At 54.9% G+C, this 17,454-nt stretch carries 14 protein-coding genes and 1 riboswitch; of the genes, 9 read left to right on the top strand and 5 right to left on the bottom strand.

Annotated features, from left to right (window positions below; translation table 11 throughout):
* Window positions 1–101: 101 nt before the first annotated feature.
* Window positions 102–1,793, top strand: coding sequence for a peptide chain release factor 3 (locus ABWP27_RS08125; RefSeq protein ID WP_353155524.1), 1,692 nt, complete (start codon window positions 102–104; stop codon window positions 1,791–1,793).
* Window positions 1,794–1,945: 152 nt separating this feature from the next.
* Window positions 1,946–3,280 (top strand): TAXI family TRAP transporter solute-binding subunit, encoded by a 1,335-nt coding sequence (locus ABWP27_RS08120; protein ID WP_353155523.1) that lies wholly within the window; start codon window positions 1,946–1,948, stop codon window positions 3,278–3,280.
* Here ABWP27_RS08120 and ABWP27_RS08115 read toward each other — a convergent pair.
* Entirely contained in the window at window positions 3,277–3,741 is a 465-nt protein-coding gene (locus ABWP27_RS08115; protein ID WP_353155521.1) for a rhodanese-like domain-containing protein, read from the bottom strand. The genes ABWP27_RS08120 and ABWP27_RS08115 overlap by 4 nt on opposite strands.
* 98 nt (window positions 3,742–3,839) lie before the next feature.
* Window positions 3,840–5,192, bottom strand: a complete 1,353-nt coding sequence (gene nhaA / locus ABWP27_RS08110) for a Na+/H+ antiporter NhaA (protein WP_353155519.1) — start codon at window positions 5,190–5,192, stop codon at window positions 3,840–3,842.
* 448 nt (window positions 5,193–5,640) lie between these two features.
* Here nhaA and glnA point away from each other — a divergent pair, with 448 nt between their 5' ends.
* The 4 genes from glnA to ntrC all read left to right on the top strand — a co-directional run bounded on the left by glnA (window position 5,641) and on the right by ntrC (window position 10,479).
* Window positions 5,641–7,056 carry a type I glutamate--ammonia ligase gene (gene glnA, locus ABWP27_RS08105; RefSeq protein WP_353155517.1) on the top strand — a complete coding sequence of 472 codons (1,416 nt, stop codon included), beginning with the start codon at window positions 5,641–5,643 and terminating at the stop codon, window positions 7,054–7,056.
* Between the two features lie 206 nt (window positions 7,057–7,262).
* On the top strand, window positions 7,263–7,736 hold the full coding sequence (locus ABWP27_RS08100) for a DUF4124 domain-containing protein (protein ID WP_353155515.1): 474 nt from the start codon (window positions 7,263–7,265) through the stop codon (window positions 7,734–7,736).
* Window positions 7,737–7,811: 75 nt separating this feature from the next.
* A complete protein-coding gene (gene glnL, locus ABWP27_RS08095) occupies window positions 7,812–8,885 on the top strand; it encodes a nitrogen regulation protein NR(II) (protein WP_353155513.1) in 1,074 nt (357 codons plus the stop codon).
* A 67-nt stretch (window positions 8,886–8,952) separates the two neighbouring features.
* Window positions 8,953–10,479, top strand: a complete 1,527-nt coding sequence (gene ntrC / locus ABWP27_RS08090) for a nitrogen regulation protein NR(I) (RefSeq protein WP_353155511.1) — start codon at window positions 8,953–8,955, stop codon at window positions 10,477–10,479.
* 112 nt (window positions 10,480–10,591) lie between these two features.
* Here the strand turns inward: ntrC and ABWP27_RS08085 are convergent, their stop codons facing one another.
* Together ABWP27_RS08085 and ABWP27_RS08080 are read right to left on the bottom strand one after the other, a co-directional pair.
* Window positions 10,592–12,406 carry a chemotaxis protein CheA gene (locus ABWP27_RS08085; RefSeq protein WP_353155509.1) on the bottom strand — a complete coding sequence of 605 codons (1,815 nt, stop codon included), beginning with the start codon at window positions 12,404–12,406 and terminating at the stop codon, window positions 10,592–10,594.
* A complete protein-coding gene (locus tag ABWP27_RS08080; RefSeq protein ID WP_353155525.1) occupies window positions 12,406–13,170 on the bottom strand; it encodes a protein phosphatase CheZ in 765 nt (254 codons plus the stop codon). Before ABWP27_RS08080 ends, ABWP27_RS08085 begins: the two co-directional genes overlap by 1 nt.
* A 540-nt stretch (window positions 13,171–13,710) precedes the next feature.
* Between ABWP27_RS08080 and cobT the strand changes: the two genes are divergently transcribed.
* Genes cobT through ABWP27_RS08065 form a run of 3 tightly spaced genes read left to right on the top strand, consistent with a single transcriptional unit; the run spans window position 13,711 to window position 16,183 of the window.
* Window positions 13,711–14,766 carry a nicotinate-nucleotide--dimethylbenzimidazole phosphoribosyltransferase gene (cobT, locus tag ABWP27_RS08075; RefSeq protein WP_353155507.1) on the top strand — a complete coding sequence of 352 codons (1,056 nt, stop codon included), beginning with the start codon at window positions 13,711–13,713 and terminating at the stop codon, window positions 14,764–14,766.
* Window positions 14,767–15,591, top strand: a complete 825-nt coding sequence (locus ABWP27_RS08070; RefSeq protein WP_353155505.1) for an adenosylcobinamide-GDP ribazoletransferase — start codon at window positions 14,767–14,769, stop codon at window positions 15,589–15,591.
* Between the two features lie 37 nt (window positions 15,592–15,628).
* Window positions 15,629–16,183 carry a histidine phosphatase family protein gene (locus tag ABWP27_RS08065; RefSeq protein ID WP_353155503.1) on the top strand — a complete coding sequence of 185 codons (555 nt, stop codon included), beginning with the start codon at window positions 15,629–15,631 and terminating at the stop codon, window positions 16,181–16,183.
* Between the two features lie 18 nt (window positions 16,184–16,201).
* Here the strand turns inward: ABWP27_RS08065 and ABWP27_RS08060 are convergent, their stop codons facing one another.
* A complete protein-coding gene (locus ABWP27_RS08060) occupies window positions 16,202–17,014 on the bottom strand; it encodes a BUD32 family EKC/KEOPS complex subunit (protein ID WP_353155501.1) in 813 nt (270 codons plus the stop codon).
* 73 nt (window positions 17,015–17,087) lie between these two features.
* Window positions 17,088–17,305, top strand: a riboswitch (cobalamin riboswitch).
* Window positions 17,306–17,454 lie beyond the last annotated feature (149 nt).

Genomic DNA, 17,454 nt, shown 5'->3' with positions numbered 1-17,454 from the left:
TTGCAGCATGTCTCCTTGCGTCTATGTAATGCCTGCGCAAGCTCCATTAGACTTCAAGGCCAAGAGACGGTAGACTTTAGCCCTTTTTCTAGGGCTATTCCATGTCCGCCACGCCCGAATCTCCAACGTCCGATAGCGCCAGCACTGATTCCTCCATTGCATCCGAATCTGCCGTTGAAACACGTTCCGTTTCCGCTGAACTGATTGCGAGTGAGGTTGCGCGTCGCCGCACCTTTGGCATCATCTCTCACCCGGATGCAGGTAAAACCACACTGACTGAAAAGCTGTTGCTGTTTTCCGGTGCGATTCAGCTCGCGGGTACCGTCAAGGGCCGCAAGAGCGGTCGTCATGCAACCTCCGACTGGATGGATATCGAAAAGCAGCGCGGCATTTCCGTCGCCAGCTCGGTCATGCAGTTTGAGTATCGTGATCACGTCGTCAATCTGCTCGATACTCCTGGTCACCAGGATTTTTCCGAAGATACTTATCGCGTGCTGACAGCAGTCGACTCCGCCTTGATGGTGATCGATGCCGCCAAGGGCGTGGAAGAGCAAACCATCAAGTTGCTGAATGTTTGCCGCATGCGCAACACGCCGATCATTACCTTCATGAACAAGCTCGATCGTGAAACACGCGATCCGCTGGAGCTGCTTGATGAACTGGAATCGGTGCTGAAGATTGAGTGCGCGCCAGTCACCTGGCCTATCGGCATGGGCAAGAATTTCCGTGGTGTGTATCACCTGTTGCGCGATGAGATCATGCTGTTTGCCGCAGGTAGCGAGAAGGCCGACCAGACCTTTGAAGTCATCAAGGGCATAGACAATCCGCGCCTGGTGGAAATGTTCCCGCAAGAGATAGAGCAACTGAAAATGGAAGTGGAACTGGTGCACGGCGCCTCGCATCCGTTCGATCTCGATGCCTTCCTGAACGGTACCCGTACGCCGGTATTCTTCGGTTCTGCGATCAATAACTTCGGCGTGCGTGAAATCCTGAATGCCTTGCTGGATTGGGCGCAACCGCCACGCGAACGCGATGCGACCGTGCGTTCAGTCAAGCCGACCGAATTGCCGTTCTCCGGTTTCGTCTTCAAGATCCAGGCGAACATGGATCCGGCGCATCGTGATCGCATCGCGTTTTTGCGCGTGTGTTCCGGTCGCTTCGAGCGCGGCATGAAGGTCAAGCATCTGCGCCTGAATCGCGAGATCAAGGTATCGAGCGTGGTGACCTTCATGGCATCGAGTCGCGAGCAGGTTGAAGAGGCCTATGCCGGCGACATCATCGGTTTGCCGAATCACGGCAATATGCAGATAGGCGACAGTTTTTCCGAAGGCGAACCCTTGCAGTTCACCGGTATTCCCTACTTTGCGCCTGATTTTTTCCGTTCGGTGCGCATCCGCAATCCGCTGAAGATCAAGCAATTGCACAAGGGTTTGCAGCAGTTGGGCGAAGAGGGCGCGATTCAGGTTTTCAAGCCGGTCAATAGCAGCGATCTGATTCTGGGCGGCGTCGGTGTGCTGCAGTTTGAAGTGGTTGCCAGCCGCTTGATGAATGAGTATGGCGTCGATGCGGTGTTCGAGGGAACCAGCATCAGCAGTGCGCGCTGGATTTCGTGCGAAGACAAAAAGATGCTGGCCGATTTCGAGAGATCGTCTGCGGGGCACAATCTGGCTCACGATGCGGCCGGCAATCTGGCGTATCTGGCCAGCTCCGGAGTTAACCTGCGTCTGACGCAAGAACGCTGGCCTGACGTGACTTTCCACGAAACACGCGAACACGCAGCCAAACTCGCTTGATCATTTTTAGCTGATCGTCACCTGCCGTCATTTGTTGCCAACAGGCTGACAGATGACGGCAGTGTTCATTGCGGCGCTGAAAAATCCGGCAGTGCTTGCTTCCTTCGTCGATTATTGGCATCGTGACATGATGCTTTGCTACCAAGACCGAGATGCCAAAAATTTTCAAATTCACTGAATTTTCGTTGCGCGATCTGATCGTTACTGCGGGTCCTATGGCTTTGCTGATCATCGTGCTTTGTTATGGCGCCTATCGGCTGGTTGATCCGACACCACCGCGACATGTCGTAATTTCGACCGGACAGGAAAATAGCGCCTATGAAGAATTCGGCAAGAAGTATGCCGCTTCCCTGTCTCAGTTTGGGATCAAGGTCACGCTGAAGCCATCGCTCGGTTCGCAGGAAAATCTGCAGCGTTTGAACGATCCGGAATCCGGTGTCGATATCGCATTCGTGCAAAGCGGCTCGACCGAGCATGAAGAAGCGGAGCGCTCCGGTCTGGTTTCGCTAGGCAGCTTGTTCACCGAGCCGGTCTGGCTGTTTTTTCGTGAAAGCCGGCACCTCACGCAACTGACGCAATTGAAGGGCATGAAGGTTAACGTCGGTGCGGAAGGGACTGGCGTGCCGAAATTATTCAAGACGCTATTGTCGGTGAATGGTCTGGAGCCCGGCGATGTGAAAATGAGTCAGCTGGAAAACACGCCGGCGACGGTGGAGTTGCTGGCTGGGCGTATTGATGCGCTGGTATTCAGTTCCGCACCGGATGCCTTGCTGATCCAGATGCTGTTGCAGACACCGGGCATCAAGCTGTTCGATTTCACACAGGCTGAAGCGTATTCGCGCCGCTTTCCTTATCTGTCGCATGTGGTTTTGCCGCGCGGAATAGTTGATCTCGGCCGCAATTTGCCGCCCAAGAATGTTCATTTGATTGCGCCTACGGCGACGCTGGTGGCGCGTGAAGATTTGCATCCGGCCTTGATCGATTTGTTTGTGCAGTCTGCGGTGGCAATACATGGTGGTGCCGGCTGGTTCCGCAAGCAGGGCGAATTTCCCAATGCGAGCTATACGGAAATTCCGGTCGTGCCGGATGCGGAAAAATTCTATCGCGACGGCCCGCCGTTTTTGCAGCGCTATATGCCGTTCTGGCTGGCGAATTTTTTCCAGAGGATGTGGGTGGTGATCGTGGCGCTGGGCGCATTGATCCTGCCGCTGTCGCGCATCGTGCCGCCGTTGTATGTGTGGAAAGTGCGTTCACGCGTCTACCGCTGGTATGGGCAGTTGCGTACGGTGGAACAATTGATAGAAGACGTGCCGCCGGAAAAACGCGCGGAGGTTTATCCTGCGCAGTTGCGACGCTTGCGTGAAATCGAAGAGAAGGTCAATCAGATTTCGATTCCGCTGTCGTTTGCGGATGAGTTATATCGCTTGCGCAGTCATATCAATCTTGTGCGCAAGCGTATCGTGTGGCTGAGCGAATCGAAATCCTAAGCACCGGTCCACGGCAAGCCGGCGTGGCACCAGCCGTTGACGTTTTTACGATGGCCTTCGGCATCTTTTTCGCCCTCGAATCCTTCCAGGATGTCGAAGGAATGCGCATAGCCGTTTTCTGCTGCCAGTTTTGCTGCATGCTTGGAGCGCACGGCGCCGCGGCACAGAAAAAGCAGAGTGCTATCCTTGCCGGCAACTTGCGATAATTGCGACAGGAAATCGGCATTCTGCGTGCCGCCCGGATACAGATTCCATTGCACGGCCAGATGCTGTTCAGGTGTGATGCCGGGACGGCCTATCCAGTCGCGTTCTGCATTGGTACGCACATCCACCAGTTTCACATTCGGGTCATTTTGCAAAAGCGCATAAGCTTCTTGCGGTGTCACCGCGCCGGCGTAAGGGAGTGCATTATCTTTGCCTCGCTGATGGGCGGTGGCGAGTATGTCTGCGGGCTTCGTCATGATGATCCTGTCTTTTCGGTTTACAGTTTAGATGCAGGCAATACCAGTAATGAACTGGCATTGCCTGCAGTATAAAGTTCTCTTGCGTTCAGGTCACATCAGGCTGCTTTGCGTCTGGCTTGAAGAACGCCCCAGCCCAATCCAAGTATCGCAGCACTCAACGAAGCAAGCAGGATACCCAGTTTCGCTGCGCCGAGCAGATTGGCGTCGGTGAAGGCAAGCGTAGCGATAAAAATGGACATGGTGAACCCTATGCCTGCCAGCAAGCCGACCAGGCAGACGCCACCCCAGCTCACGCCCGGTGGCAGCGCGCACCAGCCCATGCGTACTGCCAACACGCTGGCGCCAATGATGCCCAGTGGTTTGCCGAGAACCAGCGCCACCAATACACCCAGCATTACAACCATGGAGCCGTTGGCCGAGAGATCTATGCCATTCAGGGAAACACCTGCATTGGCGAGCGCGAAGATGGGCATGATGCCGAATGCGACATAAGGGTGCAAGGCCATCTGCACGCGGCTGACCGGCGGCAATAAATCACGTTGTGCCTGACGCAACTGCTTCAAAGGCTGCGCCAGATGATGCGGATCTGGCTTGCCGCCGCCGCTGTGGTTCAATAAATCCTTGACGGCTTTGCTGGCCATCTCCAGCGGATGTATCCGTGTGCGGGTGGCGAAGACAGGTGTCATCAGGCCGAGTATGACGCCAGCCAGTGTCGGATGCGCACCGGTTTGCAATAAGCCGAACCACAGCACTGCGCCTGGCAGTACGTAAGCGTAAGCTGAGGCGATCCCTATTCTTTGCATGCCGAGCACCATGACGATGCCGACTGCTGCGATGATGAATCCGCTGTAATCCAGCCCACCGGAATAAAAGACCGCAATGATCAGGACTGCAACGATGTCGTCGATGATGGCCAATGCCAGCAGGAAGACGCGCACATTCGATGGAATCGAACGTCCCAGCAATGCCAGCACCCCGACTGCAAATGCGATATCGGTCGCAGTCGGTACCGCCCAGCCGTGCGCCTGTTCACCACCGGGATTGAGTCCGTAGTAAATCAGTGCCGGTACCACCACGCCGCCCAATGCTGCTGCAAGCGGGAGCGCGGCCAGGCGCATACTGGCCAGTGCGCCTTCATGGATCTCGCGCCGGATTTCCATCCCGACTACCAGGAAAAACACAGTCATCAAGCCATCGTTGATGAGGAAGTGCAGGGTTTGGGAGACGGTCCAGCTACCAATGGAAAGGGAAACCGAGGTATGCCACAAGTGGTGATAGGCGTCGGCATAGGATGAGTTGGCCCAGATCAGCGCGACTGCTGCGGCGATCAGCAACACGACACCGCTGAAAGCTTCGATGTGCAGGAATTTTTCTAGTGTGGAAAAAGCGCGTTCGGCAAGAACTTGCGCGCGCGGCAGGGTGGAACCTTGTTCTAGGTTTGGATTCATAAGTCGTGGCTATCCCCGCGTGGCGGCCCGACCAACGCGTTGCCTGTCCGCTGCAGTATGCAGCGCAAACACCCAGCAAAAATTTTACACCAGCAACTGCCGCTAAGCAATTTTGCTGTTACCGAAAAAACAAGAATTAGAGCGACTTGCACCAATTCAAAGCGAAAATTCAGCTGTTTTTCAAAAACGTATTATTTTGGTGCGAATTGATTTATTTGCACATGTTTGGTGCATTTAATTTTATGGTCGTGCAGGCAGAAAAATCGCCATGAGCCATCTGTTGGCTCGCACGCTCCGTTGCAGTGCGGCTGCGCGAATTATTGAAAGGTGGTGGCATGGAATCTGCTATCATTTTGGGCGAGTTATGGACGCATGCTGTTTGCTCACGCAGGCCTCACAACCCATTCACTAATTCTGTATTACTTTGCTCAAATTTTAGGAGATTCGCATGGCAATGACGGCAGCAGAGGTCTTGAAGATGGTGAAAGACAACGAAGTCAAATTCGTTGATTTTCGCTTTGCTGACACACGCGGTAAAGAACAGCACGTCACTGTGCCAGTTTCGCATTTCGATATGGATAAATTCGAGTCGGGTCATGCGTTTGATGGTTCTTCCATCGCAGGCTGGAAAGGTATCGAATCGTCGGATATGTTGTTGATGCCGGATCCAAACACCGCCAACATCGATCCATTCTTCGAAGAAACCACATTGTTCATGCAATGTGATGTGATCGAACCATCGGACGGCAAAGGTTACGACCGTGATCCACGTTCGATCGCCAAACGCGCAGAAGCTTACTTGAAATCGTCCGGTATGGGCGACACCGCTTACTTTGGTCCAGAACCAGAATTCTTCATTTTCGACAGTATCCGCTGGAAAATCGGCATGGACGGCTGCTTCGTCAAGATCGATTCGGAAGAAGCATCGTGGAGCACCGGCGAGAAACTGGAAGGCGGCAACACGGGTCACCGTCCTACAGTAAAAGGCGGCTACTTCCCAGTGCCACCAGTCGACAGCTTCCAGGACATGCGTTCGGAAATGTGCCTGATTCTGGAATCGCTTGGCATTCCGGTTGAAGTACATCACCACGAAGTTGCAGGTGCTGGTCAAAACGAAATCGGCAGCAAATTCTCGACTCTGGTTGAGCGCGCTGACTGGACCCAGAACATGAAATACGTGATCTGGAACGTTGCGCACACCTACGGCAAAACCGCGACCTTCATGCCAAAACCTATCGTTGGCGACAACGGTTCGGGCATGCACGTGCACCAATCGGTATGGAAAGACGGCAAAAACCTGTTTGCTGGCGACGGCTATGCTGGCTTGTCCGATTTCGCGCTGTACTACATCGGCGGCATCATCAAACATGCCAAGGCACTGAACGCGATCACCAATCCAGGTACCAACTCGTACAAACGTCTGGTTCCAGGCTTTGAAGCGCCGGTCAAACTGGCATACTCGGCACGTAACCGTTCCGCTTCGATCCGTATCCCACACGTTTCGAATCCTAAAGGTCGCCGCGTTGAAGCACGTTTCCCGGATCCGCTGGCTAACCCATACCTGTGCTTCTCGGCTTTGCTGATGGCGGGTCTGGACGGCGTGCAAAACAAGATCCATCCAGGTGAAGCAGCATCGAAAGATCTGTACCACTTGCCACCAGAAGAAGACGCGTTGATCCCAACCGTTTGCGCTTCGCTGGAAGAAGCGTTGGAACACCTGAACAAAGACCGCGAGTTCCTGACCCGTGGTGGCGTGTTCAGCGATGCAATGATCGATGCGTACATTGAATTGAAAATGCAGGAAGTTCAACGCTTCCGCATGACTGCTCACCCAGTCGAATACGATATGTACTATTCGCTGTAATTTGCACAATTCATTGCGCCGCAAGGCGGAATGAACACGCAAGGAAGCGAAACAAGGCGGAAAAGGCGCAGGCTTTTTCCGCTTTTTTATTGGCTTGTTTAACTGATTTGTTGCGGACGTGCCTTAAACCGGCGATCTGTGTTTGTCAGGTTTTGTTTCTTGTCCTAAACTAGGATCCTGATTTAACAGTTTCAAAAAGAAAGTTTATGAAACGTCAACTCGCTATTTTGTTGCTCTCCGCTATCGTGCTCCCGGCTTATTCACAGGGTGAGGTTTACCTGTGCGTCGATAGTAATGGCAACCGTGAATACAAGAATACCGGCTCTGTCGCGCGCTGCAAGAAAGTCGATTTGCCCGGTGTATCGACGATTCCTTCCGCACCTAAAAAACCGGTAGCCCAAACTGCATCGGCCAAGCCGGCAGATTTTCCGCGTGTAGACAACACTGTCCAGAAAGCACGCGACAGCGATCGCAAGCAGATTCTGCAGGATGAAATGAGAACCGAGGAACAAAAACTGGCCGAGATTCGCCGTGAATATAATAACGGTGAGCCGGAGCGTCGCGGCGACGAACGCAATTATGCAAAATATCAGGAACGCACGGCTGCGCTGAAAGACGATCTTGCACGTACGGAAAAAAACGTCGAGGCATTGAAGCGCGAACTCGGCAATCTGAAATAGATGCGTAAAAATAACATCGGTACGATGTTTGCTTGAGTCAGGCCGCGTTATGCGGCTTTTCTTTTTTGGATTTCTGTGAAAAAACCTTCAATCTCTTTTGGCGGCCTTGATCTGCTGGCCTCTGCCGTGCTGGTGCTGCGGGCCGACGGCTATATCGCCTATGCCAATCCGGCAGCAGAAAATCTGCTGGAAAATTCAAACAAGGTTCTGGCGACGCACCGGCTCAATGAACTTTTTCTCAATGCGCATGAGCTGGATCTGGTATTCCAGCAAGCAGTAGAGCATCAGTTTGCCGACAAGCGTCAGGACTTGACGCTGGAACGCATGGGGCGCGAGCCGCTGCAGGTGCACATGGTTGTGACTGCGCTGGACAATCCGGATTTACCTGTGCTGATTGAATTGCGCGAAAACGTCCAGCAATTGAAACTGGATCGCGAAGAGCGCCTGATCGATCAAAGCCAGGCCAACAAGGAATTGATCCGCAATCTGGCACATGAGATCAAGAATCCTCTGGGCGGCATACGCGGCGCCGCACAATTGCTCGAACTGGAGTTGCCCGAACGGCATGTGAAAGAGCTGCGCGAATATACGCAAGTCATCATCAAGGAGGCGGATCGCCTGCAAACGCTGGTAGATCGTCTGCTGGCGCCGCATCGCAGTCCGCATATCGTGGGCGATGTGAATATTCACGAGGTATGCGAACGTGTGCGCAGCCTGATCGTGGCCGAATTCCCGAGCGGATTGAAGATCAAGCGTGATTACGATTTGTCGGTTCCCGAGTTTCGCGGCGACAAGGAACAACTGATACAGGCGGTATTGAATATTGCCCACAATGCTGCGCAGGTTCTTTCTTCCCGCGTAAAAACCGGCGACGCGGAGATTATCTTCCGTACGCGGATTGCGCGTCAGGTGACGCTGGCCAAGGTGCGCTACCGGCTGGCATTAGACTTGCATATCATTGATAACGGACCGGGCATTCCGCCTGACATCCAGGATCGCATCTTCTATCCTTTGGTATCGGGTCGGGACGGCGGGAGTGGATTGGGACTGACGCTGGCGCAGACATTTGTGCAGCAACACATGGGCTTGATCGAATGTGAGAGTCGGCCTGGATGTACGGATTTCAGAATTCTGATTCCATTGCCGTGACAGAATCCAGGACAGTCACCGCAATGAATCACTCACTTTGCAATATGAACGCGGACGCTGAAACTATATGAAACCAATCTGGATTGTTGATGACGACGAGTCTATCCGCTGGGTACTTGAAAAAGCACTGGCGCGAGAAAATCTTGCAACGCAAAGTTTTTCCAATGCACGCGATGCGATGGAAGCATTGAAAACCGGCGCACCGCAGGTCCTGGTGTCGGACATACGCATGCCGGGTGAAACCGGCCTTGAATTGCTGCAGGCAGTCAAAGCCAAGCATCCCGGTTTGCCGGTCATTATCATTACCGCCTTCTCTGATCTGGATTCTGCGGTCGCAGCATTTCAAGGCGGCGCGTTTGAATACCTGGCCAAGCCTTTCGACATCGACAAGGCGGTTGAACTGATACGCCGCGCGCTGGAAGAAAGTCTGCGCGAAGCCAGCGTTGAGCAGGTATCGGCAGAAACCCCGGAAATTCTCGGTCAGGCACCGGCGATGCAGGATGTGTTTCGCGCCATCGGCCGTTTGTCGCAATCGAATGTGACGGTGCTGATTACCGGCGAATCCGGTTCCGGCAAGGAGTTGGTCGCACGGGCATTGCATAAACACAGTCCACGCGCATCGCAACCCTTCATCGCCTTGAATACGGCAGCGATTCCCAAAGATTTGCTGGAATCCGAACTGTTCGGTCACGAACGCGGCGCCTTCACCGGCGCGCAAGCTTCGCGCCGAGGTCGTTTCGAACAGGCGGACGGCGGCACTTTATTTCTCGATGAAATCGGCGATATGCCTTTCGATTTGCAAACGCGTTTGCTGCGCGTGCTGTCGGACGGGCATTTCTATCGCGTTGGCGGCCATCAACCGCTGAAAGCGAATGTACGCGTGATTGCAGCGACGCATCAGAATCTGGAACATCGTGTACGCGAAGGTTTGTTCCGCGAGGATTTGTATCATCGCCTCAATGTGATTCGTTTGCGCCTGCCGAGCTTGCGTGAGCGGCGCGAAGATATTCCTATCCTGACGCGTCACTTTCTGGCTCAGAGCGCGAAGCAGCTGGGCGTCGAAGTCAAACGCATGTCGGATGGCGCGATGCATTTTCTGACCAATCTCGAATTGCCGGGTAACGTGCGTCAGCTGGAAAATCTGTGCAACTGGATCACGGTGATGGCGCCGGGCCAAACTGTGGAAGCCAAGGATTTGCCGCATGAGCTGACAGAGGGGCAAGCCTTTGCTTCATCTGCACAAGCGAGCTCAAGTGCTATCAATGGCATGAGCTACGCAACGCCGGAAAGTGATGCGATGATGTTTGGCAGCATGCCGCAAACGGCCTCGTTTTCGCATGCCGCAGCAGGCGTTCCATTGGAGTCTTCCAACTGGATTGCATTGCTGGAAATGGAAGCGGCTTCATTGCTGGCTGCAGGAAAACCGGAGGTAATGGATGCGCTGGGTCGCCAGTTCGAGTCGACGCTGATCAAGATGGCCTTGAAACATACGCATGGTCGCAAGAATGATGCGGCAGTGCGTTTGGGGATAGGGCGCAACACCATTACACGGAAGATTCATGAATTGGGAATCGATGGCGCGAAGGACGATTGATTGCGCGTATCGATATCTTCTGGCATTAAATAAAAAACACCCTGAATAATCAGGGTGTTTTTTATTGTGCAACTCGCTCATCCTGGCGCGATAGTCGCGCGCAGATGAAGGCTTACGCTGCCATTTTTGCTGTCTGGCGCGCGCCTTCCAGCAGGAATGACAAGCCGACTACCAGCACCAATTCGCCTTCCGCCGAACGCGCGGTACCGGCGATGCCGGGCACCGTAATCGCCGTCATCGGTTTGATCACCAGATCGGCAGTGCCTTCGACTGCACCTACCGACAGAATGTAGGGTTGCGGCGCAGAGATGACGATGCCGACTTTTTCCATCCCGAGTTCATAGCCCAAGGAGCCGGCCAGCGAACGTACCGGCAACGGACGCCCCTGATCGCGCAGTACCGGTGCGCCGCCTACGTGTTCAAATTCGTCGGGCAGTTCCACCACGCGTTGCACGACTGCCATCGGCAGTGCCAAGGCGGCATCGGAACTGCGCACCAGCATGGTTGGTACGATTGATAATTCAATTGGCAAACGAATGGAGAAGCGGGTACCGACGCCGAGTTTGGAATCGATGGTGATTGCACCGCGATGTTTTTCCACTGCGGTTTTCACCACATCCATGCCGACGCCGCGCCCGGAGACGCTGTTGGCCACTTCCTTGGTGGAGAAGCCCGGCAGGAATACCAGTTGCAGCATTTCTTCCTGCGTTTGCGCTGCCGTATCGGTGATCAATCCTTTGGAAATTGCCTTGGCACGCAATTGTTCGCCATTCATGCCTTTGCCATCATCGGAAATCTCGATCATGACACTGCTGGCTTCCTGCCATGCTTTCAGCAGAATCACCGATTTGGTCGATTTGCCGTTCGCGGTACGGGTGGCATTGTCTTCGATGCCATGATCGAGCGAATTGCGCAGCATGTGCACCAATGGATCGTACAGGCTATCGACGACCACGCGATCAACTTCGGTTTCAGCGCCTTCGATTTGCAGATCGACATCCTTGCCGAGATCCTTCGCCAGCTCGCGCACCAGACGCGGGAATTTCTGGAACAGTTTGCCGACCGGTTGCATGCGCGTGGACAGCGTGGCGCGTTGCAACTCGGTGGAGTAGCGCGAGGCACGGTTCAGCGTTTCTGCCAATGCAGCCATCAGTGTCGCAGCCTGTCCTTCAACCGGGAATTGCGCCAGTTTTTCCAGCAGCACGCTGGCCTGATTGGCGGCTTGTACCGATTCGCCGGCGACCTCCAGCAAGGCGTCGAGCTTGACCGCATCGACGCGTATGCTTTCCTCCTTGATGCTGGCAGCGGCTTTGTCGCCACCACCACTGCTACGTCTGTCAACGCCATCCCATCCGCCTTTGGCCGGTGCCGCAGGAGTAACAGGGGCTGGGCTGGCAGCAGTTGTGGCAGATGCCGGCACTGCCGTACCGGCTGGAACAACGGCTTGATACAGCGCATTCCAGTCCGGGCCATCTGTGTCGACTGCAACTGCAGCAACTGCGACCGTCGATGCAGTTGCTGCTGCAGGCACAGGTGCGGCATCTTTACCGTCGATCGCACTGTTCAGTATCACTTCCAGCGCATCAGGCATGGCCGACAGGCTTTCCGGTGCTGCACCGTTGGCCAGTTCGGTCAGTTGATCGGCGACAAAACCGCTGGCTTGCAATGCTGCCTCGATGGCAATCGGTGTGACCGGTACCTGACCGGTACGCAATGCATCAAACAGGTTTTCCGTCAGATGGCAGGCCGATACCATGGCCGGCAAATTCATGAAACCGGCGCCGCCCTTGATCGTGTGGAAGGAACGGAAAACGGCATTGAGTGTGTTGAGGTCGCCGGGGTTGCGCTCAAGGCTGAGCAGATGCTCTTCTACGTTGGTCGCCAGTTCAAGCGCCTCGACAACGAAATCTTTGAGCATGTCGTCCATTAGAACCCCAGATCGGCAAGGAGGCCGTCGACGTCATCCTGCACCATGGCGATAGCCGGTGCAGACGGGCCGTTCATCAACTGGACAGGTGCATCGGCGGCAGGTTTGGCTTCTGCGCGGGCGGCCTTGATTTCGGCTGGTGCATTATCGCGCAGCAGTTGTGCCAGCTCGCTTTCGGCCTTGTGCGTGATCGTGACGATTTTCTTGATCAACTGACCTGTGATGTCCTGGAAATCCTGCGCCATCATGATTTCGAGCAGGCGGGCTTTTTCGGCTTCCGTCACTTCCGCCACTTTGTTCGAGAACTGGCGCGAGTCGGTGGCCAGCTTCTTGAATTCATCGACGCTGAGTTTGCCGTCGAACAACTGGGCCCAGCGCGTATCCATTTCCTTTGCGGTTTTGGATAAGGAATCCTGTTCCGGCATGCCGATATCGATGGCGTTCAACACTTTGTTGGCAGCCTGTTCGGTCAGTGTGGCGACGTATTCGAGGCGGCCCTGTGCGTCGGTGATTTCCGAGGCGACATCCGACAAGGAGCGGTCGTAACCGAGTTCGCGCAAGGAATCGTGCAGCAGGCGAACGATGCCGCCCAGGCGTTCGAACATTGGCTTCTCGGACAAGTCTTCGATAGGTTCCGCTGTCGGGGCCGCCGCTGTAGGTGCCGGCGAGGCAGTAGCAGCGGGTGCGGCTGTTGCTACGGTTTCCGCGCGCTGGGCGGAAATTTCTTCAAACAATGCATCAAAATCGTCTACGTCGCCGCTCATTAAATTTTTCTCCGTATCGTTATCCATGTGTGCTTCGCCTTGCTGCGCGGTCCTGTTTTTCGGGAGGGCGCTGAGAGAGCAAGGCTGTCGGATGCGTCGCTGCAAACGGCGCCATTCCAGACATTCAGCTACGGATAGGAACAGGTATTTCACCTGTTAACATGGAGCAATAATACCCAGATTTACAGAGGGCGCATAGCAATTCCACGCAAGTTGGCGATGCAGCGCAACAATTGCAAAATTTGGTTAAAAGATGGGCTGCTTTGACGCTGTTCCGGGTTTCGACATGTTTGCCGAAGCCGGGCAGGAAGCTGTTTTTTTGGTAATAAAAAACATGGGCGGCACACAGGTTTTGCCGTTGTCGTCTGTTTGACGCGCCAGATGCGCACGCCTACACTGCTGCTACTCTTTATTTGCGCCGGCGTTTTCAATCTCGACGAAAAACACTGCTGTACATCTGCATGTTTTGGCGGCGGCGCAGATGTTATCAACCTGTCAGTTCAATTCCAAGGATCGTGTACCTGTGCGGACACGGCAAGCATGTCATCTTCTTTTATCGTTCCTGTCATTTCCCCTACGCATGATGCTGTATTAAGTGCAGCGCTGGCTGCCAGCATCAACAATAAAACCAAACCGGTAGGCAGTCTCGGCATGCTGGAAACACTTGCCACGCAGATCGGCCTGATCCAGCAGACAGTGCAGCCGAGTATCGTTGCGCCGGCCCTGATTGTCTGCGCCGGTGATCATGGCGTGGTGGCGGAAAACATTTCTGCATATCCGCAAAGCGTGACCTGGCAAATGGTCGAGAATTTTCTCGCCGGCGGTGCGGCGATCAATGTTTTTGCACGACAGAATCATTGCGCACTGCATATCGTCGATGCGGGCATCAATCACGATTTTGGTGCGCGCGAGGGTTTGCTCGATCGCAAGGTTGCCTACGGTACGCGCAACTTTGCACAGGAAGCGGCGATGAGTGCAGAACAGTGCGCGCAGGCCATGCAGTACGGCGCTGAATTGCTTGCCGGGGTGAACGGAAATGTAGTGGGTTTCGGCGAAATGGGTATCGGCAATACCACTGCCGCCGCTGCCATCATGCATGTGATGACGCAATTGCCGGTGGCGGAATGCGTAGGCGCCGGCACCGGGCTGGCACCGGAAGGTGTGCTGCACAAGCAGAGAGTGATAGAGGCTGCGGTGGCGCGTCATGCATCTGTCGTCGAAAGTACGGCGGCACTTGATATCCTGGCGACTTTCGGCGGTTTTGAAATTGCCATGATTGCCGGTGCAATGCTGGCTGCAGCCGAGCGTAGCATGGTATTGCTGATTGACGGTTTTATTGTCACCAGCGCCTTGCTGGTAGCGGCGCGCCTGCAGCCGGCCATCCTCGATTACTGCGTGTTTGCGCATTGTTCGGATGAGCAGGGGCATAGGCAAATGCTGGCATATCTGCATGCACAGCCCGTGCTGCAGATGGGTTTGCGCCTGGGGGAGGGAACCGGCAGCGTACTGGCTTTGCCGATATTGCATGCGTCAGTCAATTTCCTGCGTGAAATGGCGACCTTCGATTCCGCTGCTGTCAGTAACAAGGATGCATAAATGATGGAGCCGATGGAAGTCGATCATCCCGTACGTACCAGCCTGAGTGCGCGCTGTGTGTATCAGTTGCGCCTGTTCTTTGTTGCCCTGCAATTTTTTACGCGTATCCCGATTCCGCGCTGGGTTGGTTTCGATGAACGCTGGCTGCAACATGCTTCGCGTTATTTTCCCGCCGTGGGCATCGTGGTGGCGCTGGTGTGCGCGCTGGTATATGTCCTTGCATCGCTGTTCTGGAATCAATCGGTTGCGGTTCTGCTATCAATGGGTGCCGGCATTTACCTGACGGGGGCTTTTCACGAGGATGGCTTTGCCGATACCTGCGACGGCTTCGGCGGCGGCGTGACAGAGGAGCGCGTCCTCGAGATCATGAAGGATTCACGCATCGGCGCCTATGGTGCGATCGGGATCGGTTTGATGCTGGCGCTGAAGTGGATGACGCTTGCCAGCCTGCCTTCACCGTCTGTGGTGGTGGCATTGCTGATCGTGCATCCGTTTTCGCGGCTGGCCGCAATCAGCCTGGTGTGGCGCATGAATTATGCAAAGGCGAACGGCAAGGCGAAACCAATCGGGCAGGAGATGTCTAATGGAGAGTTTTGCATTGCCGGCGCGACAGCCTTGTTGCCCATGGTGTTGCTCGGCCTGACAGAATGGATGTCCTGGGAAGCGATTGCCGCTGGCGTATTGCTGGCGACAATCGCTTCTTTATGGCTGGCACGTATGTTTCAACGCCGTATCGGCGGCTATACCGGCGATTGTCTGGGTGCTGTCCAGCAAGTCGCTGAAGTCACTTTTTATCTTGGCATACTGGCGGCACTTGCTTATTGATCTTTGCTTACGGACCTTTGCTTCATAGATTACCGCCATGCATCTTTATCTCGTTCGCCATCCCCGTCCCATCGTCGCTGCCAATACCTGCTATGGCCGCGCCGATCTGGCCGTGGCGGCGGAAGAGTTGGCGGCGGCGCGCGCTTCGCTGCTGCCGGTATTGCCGAAAAATGCCTTGTTGTTCTCCAGCCCTCTGCGTCGCTGCAGCGAATTGACGGAAAGTCTGGCACAAACGCTGGGGAGCCCGACACCGACCTACGACGAGCGTCTGGTGGAAATGCATTTCGGTGATTGGGAAATGCGCACCTGGGACGATATCCCGCGTGCGGCGGTCAATGCATGGGCCAGGGATATGGTGGGTTATCAGCCGGGTGGCGGCGAAAGCGTGTTGCAGGTTGCGCAAAGGGTGCGCGCATTTCGCGATGAACTGGCGACGCTGAATGTCGAACATGCAATCGTCATCTGTCATGCGGGAACCATACGCCTGCTGGCTGCCTGCGAACATGGCCTGTCGATTCCGGAAATGGCGCTGTATGCGGCGCAGAAGCCGCACAAGATTCGTTACGGTGAGTTGCTGGTAGTGGATTGCTAAACTGCACCAGCCTGATACCTAGCTGCGTTTTTTCAATTCCCTGACTGCCAGGTGCAATACCTGTGCCGCTGCCTGCGCCGACACGACGTCTCTGCCCCACGGCTTGCGCTGTTTCGGCAGCATGCGCAGCCAGCCGAAAGTGCGCGCTGCCCGCATGACTTCCTCTTGAACATCGCTGCCATCCTGCTGCAGATAACGCAAGAAATGCTGCGCGATTTCCTGTGCATCAATATTCAGAATGTAGGCAGTCGAGTGCAAATACAGCAGCCAGTCGCGTGCCTGTGCCGATGCCATCGGCATCACACTGCTGGGATTGTCTTCAAAATCGATGAAGCTGACCTTGCCTTCATGCCAGATCATATTGCGTGCAAAACACTGGCTGGCAGTCTGGCACAGGCGATGCAATTCCAGGATCGCCTGCAAACCGGACTCCCAGTAATACAGTCCTTTTTCCGGCTGCTGCCGCAGCAATTGATCGATGGAAGTCGCACCCAGAAAAGAAATGGCAAACCAGTGCGGCGTGACATGCAGGACTTCGGGCACCGAAACGCCGGCCGCTGCAAGCGCGCGCAGGCGTGCGATTTCAATCGACTGCGCGGCACTGCTGCCGGGAGCCGGCACCGCGCGCAGCATCGGCTGGCGCAAGACGCTGGCGAGCGTATTCAATACCGGATAACCCCAATGCTTGAGCGGCGCTTCCAGTTGCTTGACGATGACGGGAGTTCCATCGATTTCCACTAATTGCGTGCGATCCGGCTTGCGGGCCAATTGCTCGGTGATGGTTGTCAATTGATCGGGAGTAAACATGCGATGTAGGAGCAGGGCGGGCAAGGCTGGATTATAGACCAGCCTCGTTTGAGCTTGCCACTGAAACAGCAGAAGTTGCTGCTGGATCGCATGCGCCGTACAATGGCGCAGTTTTGGTGCTCGCGGACATGTCCATGTCTGCAGTTAAACGGGAAACACCAAGCCGCAAGGTCAAGGTGTGCTGCCCCCGCAACGGTAAAACAAGCGTCACGGTATTGCGTGACTAATCGTCTTTCTACACCACTGTGCAACTGCATGGGAAGGTGAGACGGTTTGCTTGTCAGCCCGGATACCGGCCGGAACAGGTGAAAGCAATGCGCACGGGGAAGGTCGCAAGCATGCGTCTGCACTAACCGGTGACGCTTGGCTGCTCAGATTTTTCGCATCGCATCTTTCGTTGAATTCGACCCGCGGGGAGGCAGGTCGAGTGCTCATTATCGAAAACGACATCATGAAATCCGTAT

It is taken from the genome of Herminiimonas fonticola, from assembly GCF_040395855.1.
GTDB classification, from domain to species: Bacteria; Pseudomonadota; Gammaproteobacteria; order Burkholderiales; family Burkholderiaceae_D; genus Oxalicibacterium; species Oxalicibacterium fonticola_A.
This window is presented reverse-complemented; position numbering and strand designations above follow the sequence as displayed.